Below are 18,125 nucleotides of genomic sequence, written 5' to 3' on the forward strand. Positions count from 1 at the left end.
TTGCCGCCCCGCCCGGTGTCAGTACCTTCGACAACCGCCGAAGGGGGGACATGCAGGACTTCGAAGACTTCGTGGCGTTGCGTTCGCAGGCACTGCTGCGCACCGCCTACCTGCTGTGCGGCGGTGACAAAGGCGCCGCTGAGGACATTCTGCAGGACGTCCTCATGAGCATGTACGGCAAGTGGCGCCGCATCAGGACCTCTCCGGAGGCATACGCCCGCACCGCGCTGGCCAACGCAGCGGCGAACCGCTGGCGACGGCGTGCCCGCAAGCCGGAGGCACCGCTGGACCTGGGGGCGGTACCTACGTCTCGCGGGCACGAGGAACACGTCGTGGACGCGGACAGCGTGGTGCGCGCGTTGGCGCAGCTGCCGAAGAAGATGCGCGCCGTTCTGGTGCTGAGGTTCTTCGACGACCTCAGCGAGGCCGAGACCGCCCGCACGCTCGGCTGCGGCGTCGGCACGGTGAAGAGCCAGACCTCGCGCGGACTCGCTCGCATGCGGGAGCTGATGGGTGAGCAGGTGTTGACGTGGAACTGAAAGAAGCAATGGAGACCGCTACGGCAGAGCTGGACGTGCGGCCGGGATTCGTGGGGGACGTGATGGCCGGTGCGCGACGACGACACACGCGCAAGCTGCTGGCGGTGACCGCGGCGGTGGCGCTGCTCGCGGGCGTGACGTCGGGTGTGGTGCTGACCCGCTCCTCCTCCGAGCCGCCCTTGGCCGACGACGTGCGCCTGACCGCGGCGATCGGCGGTGATTTGGCGGACCAAACCGAGTTCATCCAGCAGTCGCTGACCGCGTGGACGAAAGGGACGGCTGTCGGCGACCTCGTGACGGAGGTCTCACCGGACGCGCACGTGTTCTGGGCGGGGAACACCCAGGACGGGCGGGTGTCGCTGATCGCGCAGTCGGTGCGGGTGCCCAGCTATACCAAGCCGCAGACGCTGGTGGGCCTGGTGCGCGACGACACCGTGGTGGATCAGGAGATCGTGTACAAGGGCGCCCGCGAGCAGGGCATCTACCGCCTCGGCAGCGACGAGAACGCGACGTACGTGGTGCTGAGCCTCGGGCAGAAGGTCTTCTGGTCGGTGAGCCCGGTGCGCGGCCAGGACCTCCGGTACTCGCGCAAGTGGCACGAGGCGTCGTTCCACGACGGGGTCGCCGTGGTGAGTGCCAAGCCGACGGAGAAGCCCGTGTTCATCCGCACGGACAACGGTCCACCCGCCGACGACGTCAACCGCGTCGGGGAACGTATCCTGCCTCGCCAGGAGATGGAGCAGCAGAAGGTGATGCAACCGCACACCGGTCTCGGCTGGCGTGACGTGATGTGGGCCTCGGCCAGGCAGGAGCCCAGCAGGCCGGGCTCGAGTGCCGACAAGCTCGTGGCCGAGGACCTCATGCGGCGGGGCTACCTGGACTACGACACGCCGTACCTGCTGTGGGAGGTGCGGGCCTGGCTCCCGGACGGCCGGTTCGCCGTGGTGACCGAGACGAACGACGAGCTGGTCGGCGCTCTCTACCAGCCCGACGGCACGTTCGACCGCGTGCTGCCCGGCGGCCCGTGGTGAAGGGCACGCCGGTGCCGGTACGGCTCACGCTGCCGGACGGCCAGGGCACGATCCTCGCCGACCGCAATGCGTTGCTCGGGACCGGGACCGACGAGCGCGAGGACGCGTGGCTGGCACCGCCCGGCACCACTGAGGTGACCGTCTGGCGCGACGGCAGCTCGACCGTCATCCCGCTCTAACCGCCGTGCCAGGAGCGCCAGAGCGTCGCGTAGGTGCCGTCTCTGGCGACCAGGTCGTCGTGGGATCCCAGCTCCACGATGCGACCTGCGTCCACGACCGCGATCCGGTCAGCGTCACGCGCGGTCTGCAGCCGGTGCGCGATCGCGATCACCGTGCGTTTCTCCCGCACGGCCGCGATCGCGCGCTCGGCATGCCTGGCCGTGGCCGGATCCAGCGATGACGTCGCCTCGTCCAGCACCAACGTGTGTGGGTCGGCGACCTCGACCCGTGCGAGCGCGAGTTGTTGTGCCCGCCCAGGATCCAACTCCACCCCACCCGCGCCGAGAACCGTGTCCAGTCCTTCCGGCAACTCGTCGAACCAGCGCGCGTCAACGGTGCGCAACGCCTCAACGAGCCGTTCGTCCGGAGCGTCCGGTGCGGCCATCGCCAGGTTCTCCCTGACGGTGCCGATGAACACGTGATGCTCTTGCGTCACAAGCACAATCCGTTGCTCACCCGCAGCCGCGAGGTCCGCCACCGGTACTCCGCCGACGTGCACCGACCCCTCCGCGGGCCGGTCGATCCCGGCGATCAGTCTGCCCAGCGTGGACTTTCCGGCGCCGGAGACACCGACGATCGCGAGCCGTTCACCCGGCTGCACCACCAGATCAACGCCGTGCAACACCTCGTGTCCGTCCACATAGGAGTAGCGGACGCCGCGCACTTCGATGCGATCGTCGTCCGGCTCGCGGACAGCCGGCGCGGGTTCGACATGAGTGCCGATCCCCTCGACCCGTGCGAACGACGCACCGCCGCGCTGCAGGAACTCGACCCAGAACAGGATGCGGTCCAGCGGCTCGATGAGACGCCAGACGTAGAGGCTGCCCGTGACGACGACCTCGATCTGAACGCCGTCCGCCGCGTAGACCAGGCCGCCGACGAGCAGCACCAACGCGGTGGGCACGGTGTTCACGAAACTGGTCACCGGGAACAGCACGTTCCTCAGCCGCAACGTCCCCAGCCGCGTCCGGTACGACCGCGCGATCGTGTCGTCAGCGGCGGCCACCATCCGGTCCCGCAGCCCGTACGTCTCGATCGTCCGGCTGCCCTCGCCGACCGCCGCGGAAATCTCCGCCACGTCACCGTTGGCCGCGCTCTCCGCCAGGTACGCGTCGCGCGCACGGGAGAGGTACCAGCGCAGAACCCACACGAGGAACGGCATCCCGACCAACGAGACCAGGCCCAGCACCGGATCCAGCCAGAACATCGCCACGAACACGACGACGAGGTGCACCACTCCCGTGAACACCTCGGGCACGCTGTCCCGCAGCGCCTGACCGACCGTGCCGACGTCACTCGTCACACGAGCGAGCAGATCACCGGTGCTCAGCCGGTCCACCACCCGCGCAGGCAATGCCAACGAGCGGGTCACTGCTTTCTCGCGCAACGAGGCCAGCAACCGTTCACCGAGCCGTGTCGTCTGCAAAGCGCTGTACCGCACCAACAACAGGTGCGCCACCGCTGCGCCCAGCACGCCCAGCGCGAGCAGGTCCACGGTGGACACGGTCAGCCCACCGCGTTCCACGCCACCCACGATCTTGCCGACCAGGTACGGCCCGACCAGCCCCGACAACGCCGTCAGCGCGGTGAGCACGAGAACCACCGCCAGCGCACGTCGTTCGCCCCGCATCAGCCGCGCGGCAGCCCGCCGCACCTGCCGCCGGTCCGCGATCGGCAGCCGGTTCATCGGCTCTCCTCCAGGTGCACGGTCTGATCAGCCTGTCCGATCCACAACGGCGACGACGACACGACCACGGTGGTCCGCCCGAACCGCGTCTCCTTCACCCGCCGCACCACCGCCGCCTCCGTCACCGCGTCGAGCGCCGACGTCGGCTCCACGAGCACCAGCACGTCCGGTTCGCTGAGCAACGCCCTGACGAGCCTGAGTCGTTGGCGCTGGCCTCCGGAAACGTTGCGCCCCTGCGATTCCAGGTGCGAGTCGAGCCCGTCCGGCAACGCCTCGACGACATCTGCGGCGGCGGCCGCCCAGATCGCCTGTTCCAGTTCGGCGTCGTCGTGCTCGGCAACCGACACCGCCTCGCGCACCGATCCAGGGAACAGGTAGTCGTCGTTGTCCGCCACAACGACCTGTCCTGGCAGCCGTTCCACCGCTTCCCGTGCCAGCGTTGTGTTCGCCGAGACCACCACCGTCAGCGCACCGCTCTTCACGTCCAGAGGCTCGGCATCGCTTTCGTCGGCGTCCGGCTGCAACGCCAGCAGATCCACCACGCGCCGTGCGGACACCAACGCCCGTGGGATCGCGTCCGCGCCCTCCATGAAGAAGCTGACCGGCACGATCAACGTCGTGACGTACAGGTACACCGCGACCATCTCTTCGATCGAGATCGCGCCGGTCACCGTCAGCCGCGCCGCGATCCACGTGACCACCGCGAGGAACAGCGCCGGCAGTCCCCACGTCAGCGCCTGCACCCAGCTGAGCCACGCCGACACCCGATAGCCGTCCCGCAGCACCTCACGCGACTTCGCCCGGAAGCGCTCCTCGAACGCCGGCTTGCCGCCGATCCCCGACAGCACCCGCAGCCCGGCCACGATGTCACCGGCCCGCGAGCTCAGCTCACCCTGGCTGTGCCGATAACCGGCCTCCACCGCGTGCAGGCGGCGCAACACCGGCCCGGTGACCACCGCCAGCACCGGGACGCCCAGCAACACGACCACCGCGACCAGTGGTGAAATCCGCACCAGCAGCACCGCCGTGACCACGTACGCGATCACCGAGCCCACCCCGGGACCCGTGCTGGTGAGCGCGTGCGCGATCCGCGCGGTGTCGCCGTTCTGCAGGTACGTCAACTCCCCTGTGGACAGCTTCCGCCGCACCACACCACCGAGCCGCGTGACGTGCCTGACCACGACCTGCGCCGTCCGCAACGAGGCATCGGTCCGCACCAACGTCATCGTGCGGTGCCTCGCGATCCCGATGAGCGCCAGCAACCCCGCCACCGCGACCAATGCCGCGCACCACCACACCAGCGCAGTGCGGTCGCCCGCCCTCAGACCGTCCTTGATGGCCCGCGCGATCAGATACGGCGGCAGGATCAGCCCGCACATCCACAGCGACCCCCACCACGCCCCGGCAAGCACCCGCCGGCGCTGCACCTTCACCAGCCACCACAGATACCGCCAGGGCGATCGGAGGTCAGGCGTTCCCGGATCGTCGTACGGGGCATGTCGGGACATGACCCGACTGTGCCATCACCCCGCGTGCGACACGACCGATTTGGTCCGCAGTCCGACGGCCGTCACAGCCACCGCGCCCAGCGCCGCCACGACCGCGAAAGCGTAGAAACCCCACGGATGCGCCAGCCCCGCGGTGAGGAGGGCACCACCGAGCAACGGCCCGCTGATCGCACCCAACCGTCCGATCCCAGCGGCCCACCCGATGCCCGTGGCCCGGTTGTCCTCGTAAACCCGCCCCGCGTAGGCGTAAACCAGCACCTGCGCGCTGAAGACGAAGCACCCGGCGAGCAACACCGCCACGTAAACACCGGCACCGGGCAACTTGATGCTGAGCAACGCCAGGAACACCACGGCCCCGGCGAACCACCCGATCGCCGCCGGCCGGACCCCGATCCGGTCCGCGACCGTGCCCGCGATCAGAAGTCCAATCACAGCACCGATGTTGAGCGTGAGGAGAAGGGCGAGTGCGGTACCGAGCTCGTATCCCGCACTGCGCATGATCTGCGGCAACCACGTGTTGAGCCCGTACACGAGCAACAGCCCCATGAACGACGCCGCCCAGAACGCCACCGTCGCCTTCCGCAGCCCGGGCTTGAACAGCGAGCCGACCGCCTCCCGCGCGGGCGCCTTGCGCGCCACCGTCTCCGGCAAGTGCTTGACCATCAACGGAATCAGCACGAGCGCCGGCAACGCCCCCGCCACGAACAACGACCGCCACCCGAGCTGGGGAATCAGCACGATCCCGAGCAGAGCCGTGATGACGGCCCCGACGTGGTATCCGGTCATGATCAGCGTGGTGGCCCGCCCACCCTGCTGCGGCCGCGCGTCGTTGACCATCGCGATCGCCGTCGGGAGACACCCGCCGAGCCCGAGCCCAGCCAGGAACCTGAACACGCCGAACGTCGTCGCGTCCTGCGCCACCGCACAGGCCAGCGTGAACACCGAGAACCCGGCCACCGCGAACATCATCACCTTGCGCCGCCCGAGGACGTCGGTGATGGTGCCGATGATCAGCGCTCCCAGCATCATCCCGACCAGCCCTGCCGTCGACACCGCGCTCGCACTCGCCGTGGTGAGCAGCTTTTCCTGCAGCAGCACGGGAATCACCGTGCCGAGCACCACGAGGTCGAAGCCGTCGAGCAGGACAGCGGTCCAACACAGCGGCAACACCCATTTGTTCACGTGCTCTCCTCCTCGGCGAGGGGTCTGGTGTGCCGTGCATCGTGCGACTTCAGACCCTGCAGCGGGGAGTGCGGTTTCCATCCACCGGAAATGTCATGTGTCCCGGGAACGGCAGAAGGGCCGTCCCTCCACAAAGGAGGAACGGCCCTTCGTCAAGCCAGACCTAACTCAGTTGCCGGCCAGCTTCTTGGCGTTGGCCTCGACGTCGTCCAACCCGCCGCAGGAGAAGAACGCCTGCTCCGGGAAGTGGTCGAACTCGCCCTTGCACACGCGGTCGAACGCCTCGATCGTGTCCTTGATCGGCACGAACGAGCCCGGCTGACCGGTGAACTTCTCGGCCACGATGAAGTTCTGGCCGAGGAAGCGCTCGAGACGACGCGCGCGACCGACGAGGACCTTGTCCTCCTCGGAGAGCTCGTCCATACCGAGGATGGCGATGATGTCCTGCAGCTCCTTGTACTTCTGCAGGATTCGCTTCACCTCCTGGGCGACCCGGTAGTGCTCCTCGCCGACGATCGACGGCTCGAGGATTCGAGACGACGACGACAGCGGGTCGACGGCCGGGTAGATGCCCTTCTGGGAGATCGGACGGGAAAGCTCCGTCGTCGCGTCCAGGTGGGCGAAGGTGGTCGCCGGGGCGGGGTCGGTGTAGTCGTCCGCGGGCACGTAGATGGCCTGCAGCGAGGTGATCGACCTACCGCGCGTCGAGGTGATGCGCTCCTGGAGCTCACCCATCTCGTCGGCCAGCGTCGGCTGGTAACCCACGGCCGAAGGCATGCGGCCCAGCAGGGTCGACACCTCGGAACCGGCCTGGGTGAAGCGGAAGATGTTGTCGATGAAGAGCAGCACGTCCTGGTTCTGCACGTCGCGGAAGTACTCCGCCATCGTGAGAGCGGACAGCGCGACGCGCATACGCGTGCCGGGCGGCTCGTCCATCTGACCGAAGACCAGGGCGGTGTCGCCGAGAACGCCCATCTCCTCCATCTCGAGGAGGAGGTCGGTGCCCTCACGGGTGCGCTCACCGACGCCGGCGAACACCGACGTACCGGAGAACTCACGCGCGATACGCGTGATCATCTCCTGGATGAGCACCGTCTTGCCGACACCCGCGCCGCCGAACAGGCCGATCTTGCCACCCTTGACGTACGGGGTGAGCAGGTCGATGACCTTGATGCCGGTCTCGAGGATCTCGGTCTTGCCCTCGAGCTGGTCGAAGGCGGGCGCCTTGCGGTGGATGCCCCACTGCTCGCCGTCGCGGCCGAGACCGGGCACGTCGAGGCAGTCACCGAGGGCGTTGAAGACGTGGCCCTTGACGACGTCGCCGACCGGAACCGAGATGGCCTTGCCGGTGTCGGACACGGTCGCACCGCGCACCAGACCATCGGTCGGCTGCATCGAGATGGTGCGGACAAGGTTGTCGCCGAGGTGCTGCGCGACCTCGAGGGTCAGGGTCTTGGCGACTGCTTCGAAGGTGATCTCCGTGTGCAGCGCGTTGAACAGCTCCGGCACGGCGTCGCGCGGGAACTCCACGTCGACGACCGCACCAATCACCCGGACCACACGGCCGGTGCGGGTGGTGGTGGCAGTAGCACTCATGTCACTCATCACTTCCTGCGCCACCGGTAAGCGCGGAGGCGCCACCGACGATCTCGCTGATCTCCTGGGTGATCTGGGCCTGACGGGCCGAGTTCGCCGCCCGGCTGAGGTTCCGGACCAGCTCCGTCGCGTTGTCCGTCGCGGCCTTCATGGCCGTACGACGAGCCGCCGACTCCGAAGCCGCCGCCTCCAGCATGGCGGAGAACAGCCGAGTCTTCACGTACTTGGGCAGCATCGCACCGAGCAGCGCCTCGGCGCTGGGCTCGAAGTCGTACACCGCGCGCGGGCCCTTGGGGGTCTCGCCGGTGTACTCGACCTCCATCGGCGCGATCCGCCTGGCGGTCGGCGTCTGGCTCAGCATGGACTTGAACTCGGTGTACACGACGTGGATCTCGTCCACGCCCTGCGCACCGTCCTCCGTGCCCTCCAGGAACGCCTCCACCAGTGCGTCACCCGCCTCGACGGCGTTGACGTAGTGCGGGGTCTGCGAGAACCCGCTCCACGAGGCGGTGACCTCACGACGGCGGAAGTTGTAGTACCCGATCGCCTTGCGGCCGGTCGCGTACAGCACCGGCTCCTTGCCCTCGGACTTGAGCAGCTGGATCAGCTGCTCGGCCGCCTTGAGGACGTTCGCGTTGTAACCACCGCACATGCCCTTGTCACTGGTCACGACCAGGACGGCGGCGCGCTTGGGGTTCTCCCGTTCCGACAGCAGCGGGTGGTCGAGGTTCGCCGAGGCCTCGGCCAACGCGGAGAGCACGTTCGTGATCTCGTCCGCGTAGGGACGCGAGGCCGCGACCCTGGTCTGCGCCTTGGCGAGGCGAGACGTGGCGATGAGCTCGTAGGCCTTCGTGATCTTCTTGGTCGAGTTGACCGTTCGGATCCGCTGGCGGAGCTCCCGAATCTGTGCGCCCATGGCTCAGATCACTTCTTGGTGGGCTCGGGCTTGTGGAGCTTCACCGATTCCTGGGCGACCTTGTCGGCGTCCATCGCCTTCTCCGGCGCCTCGTTGACGATCGTCGTGCCGTCAGAAGCGGTGAACTGCTTCTTGAACTCGGTCACGGCGGCGGCAACGCGGTTCTGCGCGTCCTCGGGGAACTTCTTGGTCTCGATGATGCTGCCCAGCAGGTCCGCGTGGTTGCGGCGCAGCGAGTCCTTGAAGTCCGCGACGAAGCGGCGGATGTCGGCGACGGGGACGTCGTCCAGGTGACCCTTGGTCGCGGCGAAGATCTCGACGACCTGCTCCTCGACGGGCACCGGCGAGTACTGGCCCTGCTTGAGCAGCTCGACCAGACGGGCACCGCGGTCCAGCTGGGCGCGCGACGCGGCGTCGAGGTCGGACGCGAACGCGGAGAAGGCCTCCAGCTCGCGGAACTGCGACAGGTCGAGACGCAGCGAGCCCGCGACGTCCTTCATCGCCTTGATCTGCGCGGCACCACCGACGCGGGAGACGGAGATACCCACGTTGACGGCCGGGCGGACACCGGCGTTGAACAGGTCGGACTCGAGGAAGCACTGACCGTCGGTGATCGAGATGACGTTGGTCGGGATGTACGCCGACACGTCGTTCGCCTTGGTCTCGATGATCGGCAGACCCGTCATCGAACCGCCACCGAGGTCGTCGGAGAGCTTCGCGCAACGCTCGAGGAGACGCGAGTGCAAGTAGAAGACGTCGCCGGGGTAGGCCTCGCGGCCCGGCGGGCGGCGCAGCAGCAGCGAGATCGCGCGGTACGCCTCCGCCTGCTTGGTCAGGTCGTCGAAGATGATCAGGACGTGCTTGCCCTGGTACATCCAGTGCTGGCCGATGGCGGAGCCGGTGTACGGCGCCAGCCACTTGAAGCCGGCCGAGTCAGAAGCGGGGGCGGCGACGATCGTCGTGTACTCGAGTGCGCCCGCCTCCTCCAGCGCGGTCTTGACGCCCGCGATGGTGGAGCCCTTCTGGCCGATGGCGACGTACACGCAGCGGACCTGCTGCTTGGGGTCGCCCGACTCCCAGGCCTTCTTCTGGTTGATGATCGTGTCGATGCAGACCGCGGTCTTACCGGTCTTGCGGTCACCGATGATCAGCTGACGCTGACCGCGGCCGATCGGGGTCATCGCGTCGATGGCCTTGATGCCGGTCTGCATCGGCTCGGACACCGGCTGACGCTGCAGCACGGAAGCCGCCTGCAGCTCCAGGGCGCGGGTGTCGTCCGCGACGATGTCGCCGAGACCGTCGATGGGCTGGCCCAGCGGGTTGACGACGCGACCGAGGAAGCCGTCGCCGACCGGCACGGACAGGACCTTGCCCGTCCTGCGGACCTCCTGGCCCTCTTCGATCTTGTCGAAGTCACCGAGGATGACCGCACCGATGTTGCGGACCTCGAGGTTCAGGGCAACGCCGAGGACGCCACCGGGGAACTCGAGCAGCTCGTTCGTCATCGTGCCAGGAAGGCCCTCGACGATGGCGATGCCGTCGTAGGTCTCGGCGACGGTACCGACCTCTTCCCGGCTGACCTCCGGGGAGTAGCTCGAGACGTACTTCTCGATCGCACTGCGGATCTCGTCCGACGAGATCGTCAGCTCCGCCATGTCGTTCCTGCTCTCACTTCTTCGTTCTTGGGAAAGGGCTCGGGGGCTAGCTGGCGAGATTGCGGCGCAGTGCCGCCAACCGGCCGGCGATGCTTCCGTCGATGATCTCGTCGCCGATCTTGATCTGGAGACCACCCGCGAGCGAGGCGTCCACCTCGACGTGCAGCGCGATCGGGCGCGAGTAGATCGTGGTCAGCGTCGCGGTCAAGCGGTCGACCTGCTCTGCGGTCAGCGCCACCGCGGACCGGACGTGCGCGACGGAACGCTGACGGCGCTTGGCCGCCAGGTCGGCGAGCTCGCCGAGGCCGTTCGCGACGCGGACACCGCGCGGGTGGCGGACCAGCTGGTCCACCAGCGTCTTGGTGACCGGGCTGACCTTTCCCTCGATGAGGGTGTCGACCAGCGCGACCTTGCCGTCGACCGCGCCGGCGTGGTCCGCGAGCAGGAGCTCGAGCTCGTGCGAACCCGCCACGATGCGGCCGAGCCGGAACAGCTCGTCCTCCACCGAGTCGAGCTGACCATCGCGCTCGGCACGCACCAGCAGCGTGGTGCGGGCGAGCGACTCGACACCGTCGACGAGCTCACGGCGGGCTGGACCAGCGTGCGGTCACGACGGCGGCCAGGACCTGCAGCGTCGCATCGCTCACCTTGCCCGCGAACAGGCCGCGGATGAGCTGCTCGCGACCGGCGGGCTCCGACGAGGCGTCGGCGGCCGCACGGCGCAGCGCGGGCTGCTCGATCAGCAGACCCAGCACGGCGAAGAGCTCCTCGCCCAGCTTGGCGAGCTCGTCCGTCGACGTGGTGGCGTCGGCCAGCTCCAGCAGCCGCAGTTCAGCGGCTGCCAGAGCTTCACGACTTGCGGCATGCAGCGTCATCGGCAGCCTCTACTTGCTCGCCGGCGCCGCGACGGCGTCCAGCTCGTTGAGGAAGCGGTCGACGGTGCCGCGGCGGCGGGCCTCGTCCTCGAGGGACTCGCCCACGACCTTGCTCGCCAGCTCGACGGCGGTGCGGCCGAGGTCGGCACGCAGCTCGGCGACGATCTGAGCGCGCTGAGCGTCCAGCTGGTGCTGGCCCTGCGCAACGATGCGGGCGGACTCGGCCTGCGCCTGCTCGCGCAGCTCCTCGATGATCTGCAGGCCCTCGGCCCGCGCGTCGTCGCGGATGCGCGCGGCCTCGGCGCGAGCCTCGGCCAGCTGCTCCTTGTACTGCTCAAGAGTGCGCTGAGCCTCGGCCTGGGCCTGCTCCGCCTTCTCGATGCCACCCTCGATCTTGGCCGTCCGCTCCGCGTACAGCGCCTCGAACTTCGGCGACACGAACTTCTTGATGACGAAGAGGAGGAGCAAGAACGCGACGAGACCGAGGATGATCTCTGACGTGTGCGGAAGGACCGGGTTGAGCGGTTCCTCCGCAGCCAGGATGAGGGGGGTGACCACGACGTCTCCTAACGCGATCAGGGTTCGATTAGGCCGGGGCGGTCGCGATGAAGTAGACGACGAAGCCGATCAGCGCGAGAACCTCGACGATGGCGAAGGTGGTCCACGCGAGACCGAGCAGCACGCCGCGGGCCTCGGGCTGGCGGGCGGTGCCGCTGATGACCGAGGAGAAGATCAGACCCACGCCGATGCCGGGGCCGATCGCAGCGAGGCCGTAGCCGATGGCCGCGAGACCCGGGTTGATGTTGGCGGCGGCATCCTGCGCAAGAACGAGAGCGCTCACTGTTGCTGTTCCCTTTCCAACTCGGTCCGCGAGTGTTCGCGGATCGGAGGCTTTGTGTTTCTCAGTGCTCTTCTGCCAGCGCCATGCCGATGTAGCTGGCAGACAGCAGCGCGAAGATGTAGGCCTGCAGGCACATGATCAGTGCCTCCAGGAAGGTCAGCGCGATGGCGAAGGCGAAGGACACCGGCGCCACGATGACGGTCAGTCCACCGCTCAGCAGCAGGAACTCACCGGCGAGGGTGAACACCAGCAGCAGAAGGTGTCCCGCGAACATCGCGGCGAAAACTCGGATCGCCAGCGTGAGCGGGTTCAGGATGAACTTCTGGAAGAACTCGATCGGAATCAGCAGCGGGAGCACGAACCACGGCGCGCCCGGCGGAACCGTCTGGTGCTTCAAGTAGCCCACGAAGCCGTGCCGCTTGAACCCGACGAAGTGGTACACCGGGTAAACGACGAGCAACGAAACGGCGAGCGGGAAGCCGATGTGCGACATCGTGGGGAACTGGACGATCGGAACGAGCCCGAACAGGTTGTTCACCAGGATGAAGCAGAAGATCGTGAGGACCAGCGGGATGAAGGGCTTGAAGTCCTTCGCGCCGATCTGTTCCCTGGCGATGTTGTTGCGCCCGAAGTCGTACACAGACTCGGCTGCGAACTGGAACTTGCCGGGGATGACCTTCAGGTTGCGCGTCGCGGCGAGAAAGAAGGCCGCGATGATCACGATCGACAGCACCAGCAGGACCATCGGCTTCGTGACCTCGCCGAAGATCGGCGGGAGGAAGAAGTCCTTCACACCAGGGGCGACGAACCCGTCTCCCGCGGCCAGCACCACGTCGGTCACTGTGTTCCTTCCGGTTCTCCCGGCCGGCGTTCACTCCGCCGGGGGAATCGTCACGATCTGGACTTAACGTACCTTACGGTTCGCAAGCGACTACGAGAGGCACCCCTGCTATCGGGTGTCCCTGGTCTGCGCGGACCATATCAGCAGGTCTCAGGCGCCTTCGGAGGCGGGCACGACCATCTGACTACGGCTGCGCTTGGAGGCTCTGGCCTCCAGGAACGACGTGACGAGCACCGTCGCCACCAGGGTGATTCCCAGCGCCTTGGGTTCCAGCCACGACTGGTTGCGCAGGAGGATCACCGCGATCAGCAGAACGATCAGCTTGGCCATGAATCCGCCGAGTGCGGCGACCATCACGAACATCGGATCGAGCGCCGCGGTCTTGCGCATCAACAACAGCGTGCCGAGGCTCGAAGCGATGGCGATCGCACCACCGATCAATGACCCGAAGAGACCAGCGGTCCCCCAGATCACAGTTGACACGACGACGCCGAGGACAAACGTGCCGAGCGCGGCCCATGCGGCCGCGCGGAACATTTCCCCGGCGAGCCGCTGGACGGTCAGCTCGTGCGTGACGGCCTTGTCCGCGTCGCTCATGTCTCGAAGTGTAGGAACTCGCACAGCAACGCCTGCGGGCAGCCCCGCGTTAACGGCGGTTAAGCGGATCCAAACAAGATGAACGGCGTTTACGACTTGCGGGTTTCCCTCAGCCGCGGGATCGCCGACACCACGAACGCGACGATCAGCCCGATGACGAAGCACGTCGCCACGATGATCGGATCGAACAACGTGAGCGCCACCGCGCCGAACGCCAGCACGCCGGCCCACAAGTAGATGAGCAGCACCGCACGCCGTTGCGAGTGCCCGATCTCCAGCAACCGGTGGTGCAGGTGCATCTTGTCCGGCGAGAACGGACTTTCACCGCGACGCGTGCGGCGGATGATCGCCATCAGCAGGTCGAGCAGCGGCACGAACAGCACCGCGGCCACGACGATCAACGGCGAGAGCAGACCGAGCAGGTCGGCCGCGCTGCCGGTGGCCTGGTTGATCTTGCCGGAGGCGCTGGTCGTGGCGGCGGCGAGCATCAGGCCGATGAGCATCGAGCCCGAGTCGCCCATGAAGATGCGCGCCGGGTTGAAGTTGTGCGGCAGGAAGCCCAGGCACGCGCCGGCGAGCGCGGCGGCGATCAGTGCCGGCGGGTAGGCCTCGACCGCGCCCTGTCGTTCGACCAGCAGACCGATCGAGAACGCACAGGTGGCCGCGGCGGCGATGAGCCCGATGCCGGCGGCCAGCCCGTCCAGGCCGTCGACGAAGTTCATCGCGTTGATCATCGTGACCGCGAGCAGCACGGTCAGCAGCGCGCCCTGGTTCTGGTCGAGGGAGATGGTCGCGCCGCCGTCCCACGGCACCCACGCGATCATCCACTGCAGACCGAACAGCACGAGAATGCCCGCCGCCGTGACCTGACCGGCCAGCTTGGTGAGCGAGTCGAGCTCGAACCTGTCGTCGATCGCACCCACGAGCACGATGACGCCGCCCGCGACGATGACACCCCACGGATCGTTGGAGAAGTCGAACGCCGCCCGCAGCACCGGCAACTGGTGCGCCACGAACATGCCGCACAACACGCCGCCGTAGATGGCGACACCACCCATGCGCGGCATCGGCTGCACGTGCACGTCACGTTGCCGCGGGTAGGCCACCGCCCCGAGCCGGAACGCCATCACGCGAACCAGGCCGACGAGCAGGAACGTCACGACGGCAGCGATCAACGCGACGAGCAGGTACTCGCGCACGGGAAGGACGAACGAGGATGCGGGCCCCACGGGCCTACCAATCAATCGGGGGAAATCGGGGGTGCTCGCCACGGTACTCGCGGCGCCATGATCAATTCTGGCAGCAGCGTCCTACCGCGCCACGTCGACCTCGATGCCGAGCACCTCGTTGACCTGTTCCTTGCTGACCGCGCCCTCACGCAGGATCAACGCGTCCGGCCCGGTGAGATCGACGATGGTCGAGGCGATGTTCTCACCGCTGAGCCCACCGTCGAGGTACACGGGCACGGCGTCGCCGAGCTGGTCACGAGCCTCCTGCGCACTGGAAGCCGGGGCGTGCCCGCTCTTGTTCGCGCTGGACACGGCCATCGGACCGACGTCACGGAGAAGCTCCAGCGCAACCGGATGCAACGGCATGCGCAACATCACCGTGCCGCGCGTCTGCCCCAGATCCCACGCCAGGCTCGGCGCGTGCGGCAGCACGATGCTCAACCCACCGGGCCAGAACGCCTCGATGAGCGCCCGAGCCTGCCGCGGCACGCTGAGAACCAGCCCGTCGATCGTGGTCCAGGACCCGACCAGCACAGGCACGGGCATGTCAGGCCCACGCCCCTTGGCCTCGAGAAGAGTCCGGACAGCTTCGGCGTCGAACGCGTCGCAGCCGATCCCGTAAACGGTGTCGGTGGGCAGGACGACAAGTCGCCCGCTCCGCACCGCACCGGCGGCAGCGGCAAGTCCCGCCGCGCGATTGCTCGGTTCGCTGCAGTCGTAGACCGTGCTCACCTTGGTGAGCCTAGCCAGGCTTCCCGACCGGGTGACGCAAGGCCCGCCTTAATCACGCTGGGTCGCAGCCTGCCCGCCCTGCTATTTGTGCAGCCTGGTGGTTGACCGTGGAACGGCAGAACCGGTGGACGGCGGGAACACCGTCCTCTTCTCCGGCTACTTCTGCTTCGTTCGGGCTCGTCATCGGCCTTGTCCTGCGCGGCGTGCATGCCAGACCGCGAGCGCCGAGGCGTACAAGACAACCTTCCCCCACCCCAACTCCGATCCACCGTCCATCGTGGACGCCGGCTACCGCTGGACGCGCCGATCCCAGACACCCAGTGCGGCTACCGCAACGCCCGCCAAGCCGAACTCTCCCGCACGGACAGCAACATCGTCTCGTGCAGTGCCCTCAACATGGACAAGCACCGCTCCCTGCAAAATCGACCTCCCAGTGTGGATCCCGGAGAAGGCAGCAGACCTCAGCAACGACGCCGACTACGCCCCGAGCTACAGCGGCAGCCAGGAGAACTGCGCCGAGGTGGCGTTGACCATCACCCACGCAGGCGTCCGCGACTCCAAGCACCCCACTGGACCTGCGCTTTCATTCTCACTTAGCGCATTCAAAGCCTTCCTGACCAGGGGAAGTTTTAGCCCAAACAGGGTTAAGTAGTTCAACGCATCCTCCGAACGGGCGCACCACTGTAAGGTCATATGCCGACCACAGAGCGCTATCGGGGAGGGTCGAGCTTCTGTGTCCGAAGAAGCAGTGACAAGCGGCAAGGTCGGCAGCTTCGCCGACAAGGCCGCGGGCGGCACGTGGGACGGCATCTTCGGGAGCGGTCTTCAAGCTGTCATGGATGCCGGCAAGGCAGTCGCGGTGGCAGTGGAGACCCAGGCGTTGTCAGTCGATCCGCACCTGGTCGACGCCATGATCAAGAAGCTCACCGCGATGGGGGACGAGCTCGAGAAGGTTGGTGCACGTTCGACTGTTCTCAGCCAAGAGACCAAGCTCGGCGGGGGATACGCCGAGGAGATCAGCCGAGGCAACAGGACGTTCGGTACCGCTGGGCAGCAGACTCTCAAAAGCCTCGCCAAGGCGATCAACGAACTGAAGACGCAGATCGAGAAGAGTCGCGCCTCTTACCACAACGTCGACCAGGCCGGCCGCGACTCTTTCAAGAAAATCGACGGGAAGTCATGAAGCGCATCCTTATTGCCACGACGATCGGCCTCGCGGTCCTCAGCGCCGGATGCACCGGCACCAAGGAAAACGGCAACCCGACACCGACCAGTGGCCCTGCCCCGACCAGCGACTCCAACTCCGCGTCGGGCCTGGAAACGGTCAAACCATGCGACCTGCTCGCTGAAGCCGAGGTCACCAGCCTGGGCCTCAAGTACCCAGGCGAAGCAGTGAAGGTGGGCACCGCTGAGACCTGCGAGTGGCAGGTCAGCGGCAAGGGAGGGCTCTCTGTCGCCATCCGCGCCAAGTCCGGCATCACAGACCTGAACCTCAACAGCGAGAAGGTGACGGACACCAAGGTCGGCAAGTAGACGCGAAGAAAGTCGAGGCACCAGACGGAGCCACGAGCATGTGCCATTTTGTGATCTCAATCAGCGAGTCGTCGTCGGTGACGGTCGTTGGAAACATTGGCCTGATCTCGGACGACACCGCAGCCGCATGTGAACGTGCGTCCAAAGCCGCCGACCTCATCGCACCGAAGCTGCCGTAACGACGCCCGAGGGGGGAATTCTCATGGCGCCCGGACCCATCAAACCCACTGTTCCGCACCCGAACGCCAACTACGCAGGCCAACCGCACGAACAAATGCAGCAGTTGGTCACCCAGAACTACAATCCTGAGACCGCAACCACCGTCAGCGACGCGTGGAAGACGATGGGCAACACGTTCAAGGAGCTGGCTACCGACTTCAGCATCCTGGTCAACGGCTCTCAGGATGGTTGGAAAGGGCGTGCCGCGGAAGGGGTTCGGGCGGCTCTGGGCAAGGTAGGAACGTTCTCGGACCAAACCGGCGAAGCCTTCACACGTACCGCCAGCGCCATCGAGCAGCAGCGAGACGCGGCGGTGCAAGCGAACAAGAGCATGCCCGCCCCGGTCGAGTTCAATCCGATGAAGATCGCCGGTGACTGGCTCACGAACAAGGGCGGCTTCATCAGCCCCGTGATGATGGTGGGCGCTCCCGTCGAGATGATCTCCACCTACAACAAGCAGCAGGGCGCCAAAGAAGAAGCTGTTCAGGTCATGCAGACGCGTGACAACACCATGATGGCCGCCGCGATGTCCATGCCCACCATGGAATCCACGCCGCAGGTCACGCAAGATCAGGGCGTCACGCAGACGAGCAGCAGCACGAACTCGCAGAGCCTGAGCAACGTCAACGGTTACCGGCCACCCGCCAACACCGGCATGCCGGGGATGCCTCCGGGCTCCAACAACGGCACGACGAACCCGTCGTGGGTCGCCCCGCAGACGAAGGACCCGAACCTGCCGGGCAACTACGACCCGAACAGGCCGCCCGGCGGCGGCGATCGGAACAGGCCGCCCGGCATCCCGAACCCCGGCCCGTTCCCGCCTGGACGGATCGCCCTCCCGGTGGCGGTACTCCGGGACGGCCTCCTGGCGGCGGACGGTCCGGGCATGCCCGGTGGCGGCGGAGGCGGTCGCGGCATGGGTGCG

General features: G+C 67.2%; 18 protein-coding genes and 2 pseudogenes. 7 read left to right on the top strand and 13 right to left on the bottom strand.

Going from position 1 to position 18,125, the window contains the following annotated elements:
- Positions 1 to 50: 50 nt before the first annotated feature.
- From FXN61_RS21085 to FXN61_RS21095, 3 genes are read left to right on the top strand one after another with little or no spacing between them, the layout of a single operon-like run.
- Positions 51 to 539, top strand: coding sequence for a SigE family RNA polymerase sigma factor (locus FXN61_RS21085; protein ID WP_167975773.1), 489 nt, complete (start codon positions 51 to 53; stop codon positions 537 to 539).
- Positions 530 to 1,570 (top strand): hypothetical protein, encoded by a 1,041-nt coding sequence (locus FXN61_RS21090; RefSeq protein ID WP_167975774.1) that lies wholly within the window; start codon positions 530 to 532, stop codon positions 1,568 to 1,570. The genes FXN61_RS21085 and FXN61_RS21090 overlap by 10 nt, the downstream gene beginning before the upstream one ends.
- Positions 1,564 to 1,749 carry a hypothetical protein gene (locus tag FXN61_RS21095; protein WP_167975775.1) on the top strand — a complete coding sequence of 62 codons (186 nt, stop codon included), beginning with the start codon at positions 1,564 to 1,566 and terminating at the stop codon, positions 1,747 to 1,749. The genes FXN61_RS21090 and FXN61_RS21095 overlap by 7 nt, the downstream gene beginning before the upstream one ends.
- On the opposite strand, the gene FXN61_RS21100 is transcribed toward FXN61_RS21095, so the two are convergent.
- The 13 genes and pseudogenes from FXN61_RS21100 to FXN61_RS21160 all read right to left on the bottom strand — a co-directional run bounded on the left by FXN61_RS21100 (position 1,746) and on the right by FXN61_RS21160 (position 15,448).
- A complete protein-coding gene (locus FXN61_RS21100) occupies positions 1,746 to 3,476 on the bottom strand; it encodes an ABC transporter ATP-binding protein (protein WP_167975776.1) in 1,731 nt (576 codons plus the stop codon). The genes FXN61_RS21095 and FXN61_RS21100 overlap by 4 nt on opposite strands.
- The gene (locus tag FXN61_RS21105; RefSeq protein WP_167975777.1) at positions 3,473 to 4,984 is read right to left on the bottom strand and encodes an ABC transporter transmembrane domain-containing protein; all 1,512 of its coding nucleotides are present in this window, start codon (positions 4,982 to 4,984) and stop codon (positions 3,473 to 3,475) included. The genes FXN61_RS21100 and FXN61_RS21105 overlap by 4 nt, the downstream gene beginning before the upstream one ends.
- Before the next feature lie 15 nt (positions 4,985 to 4,999).
- Entirely contained in the window at positions 5,000 to 6,166 is a 1,167-nt protein-coding gene (locus FXN61_RS21110; RefSeq protein WP_312877891.1) for an MFS transporter, read from the bottom strand.
- Positions 6,167 to 6,334: 168 nt separating this feature from the next.
- The gene (gene atpD, locus FXN61_RS21115) at positions 6,335 to 7,771 is read right to left on the bottom strand and encodes a F0F1 ATP synthase subunit beta (protein WP_223165535.1); all 1,437 of its coding nucleotides are present in this window, start codon (positions 7,769 to 7,771) and stop codon (positions 6,335 to 6,337) included.
- Positions 7,764 to 8,678, bottom strand: a complete 915-nt coding sequence (locus FXN61_RS21120) for a F0F1 ATP synthase subunit gamma (RefSeq protein ID WP_167975780.1) — start codon at positions 8,676 to 8,678, stop codon at positions 7,764 to 7,766. Before FXN61_RS21120 ends, atpD begins: the two co-directional genes overlap by 8 nt.
- 8 nt (positions 8,679 to 8,686) lie before the next feature.
- Positions 8,687 to 10,333 (bottom strand): F0F1 ATP synthase subunit alpha, encoded by a 1,647-nt coding sequence (gene atpA, locus FXN61_RS21125; protein ID WP_167975781.1) that lies wholly within the window; start codon positions 10,331 to 10,333, stop codon positions 8,687 to 8,689.
- Between the two features lie 46 nt (positions 10,334 to 10,379).
- Positions 10,380 to 11,214 (bottom strand): annotated as a pseudogene (locus tag FXN61_RS21130) (F0F1 ATP synthase subunit delta).
- A gap of 3 nt (positions 11,215 to 11,217) precedes the next feature.
- Positions 11,218 to 11,766: a F0F1 ATP synthase subunit B gene (locus FXN61_RS21135; protein WP_376770693.1), complete on the bottom strand. Its 549-nt coding sequence runs from the start codon at positions 11,764 to 11,766 to the stop codon at positions 11,218 to 11,220.
- Between the two features lie 28 nt (positions 11,767 to 11,794).
- Positions 11,795 to 12,049, bottom strand: coding sequence for an ATP synthase subunit C-like protein (locus tag FXN61_RS52385; RefSeq protein WP_167975782.1), 255 nt, complete (start codon positions 12,047 to 12,049; stop codon positions 11,795 to 11,797).
- Between the two features lie 61 nt (positions 12,050 to 12,110).
- A complete protein-coding gene (atpB, locus tag FXN61_RS21145; RefSeq protein WP_167975783.1) occupies positions 12,111 to 12,890 on the bottom strand; it encodes a F0F1 ATP synthase subunit A in 780 nt (259 codons plus the stop codon).
- 150 nt (positions 12,891 to 13,040) lie between these two features.
- Positions 13,041 to 13,487, bottom strand: coding sequence for a Cg1360 family ATP-synthase-associated protein (locus FXN61_RS21150; protein WP_167975784.1), 447 nt, complete (start codon positions 13,485 to 13,487; stop codon positions 13,041 to 13,043).
- Positions 13,488 to 13,576: 89 nt separating this feature from the next.
- Positions 13,577 to 14,716, bottom strand: a complete 1,140-nt coding sequence (locus FXN61_RS21155; protein ID WP_167975785.1) for a glycosyltransferase family 4 protein — start codon at positions 14,714 to 14,716, stop codon at positions 13,577 to 13,579.
- A gap of 81 nt (positions 14,717 to 14,797) precedes the next feature.
- Entirely contained in the window at positions 14,798 to 15,448 is a 651-nt protein-coding gene (locus tag FXN61_RS21160) for an L-threonylcarbamoyladenylate synthase (protein WP_167975786.1), read from the bottom strand.
- A gap of 433 nt (positions 15,449 to 15,881) precedes the next feature.
- Between FXN61_RS21160 and FXN61_RS55520 the strand changes: the two genes are divergently transcribed.
- From FXN61_RS55520 to FXN61_RS21180, 4 genes and pseudogenes are all read left to right on the top strand, one after another.
- The gene (locus FXN61_RS55520) at positions 15,882 to 16,100 is read left to right on the top strand and encodes a DUF397 domain-containing protein (RefSeq protein WP_312877892.1); all 219 of its coding nucleotides are present in this window, start codon (positions 15,882 to 15,884) and stop codon (positions 16,098 to 16,100) included.
- 81 nt (positions 16,101 to 16,181) lie between these two features.
- A complete protein-coding gene (locus tag FXN61_RS21170; RefSeq protein WP_167975787.1) occupies positions 16,182 to 16,631 on the top strand; it encodes a type VII secretion target in 450 nt (149 codons plus the stop codon).
- Entirely contained in the window at positions 16,628 to 16,981 is a 354-nt protein-coding gene (locus tag FXN61_RS21175; RefSeq protein ID WP_167975788.1) for a DUF3558 family protein, read from the top strand. The genes FXN61_RS21170 and FXN61_RS21175 overlap by 4 nt, the downstream gene beginning before the upstream one ends.
- A gap of 274 nt (positions 16,982 to 17,255) precedes the next feature.
- Positions 17,256 to 18,125, top strand: a pseudogene (locus FXN61_RS21180) (hypothetical protein); the annotation flags it as partial.

The organism is Lentzea indica, from assembly GCF_012184385.1.
GTDB lineage: Bacteria > Actinomycetota > Actinomycetes > Mycobacteriales > Pseudonocardiaceae > Lentzea > Lentzea indica.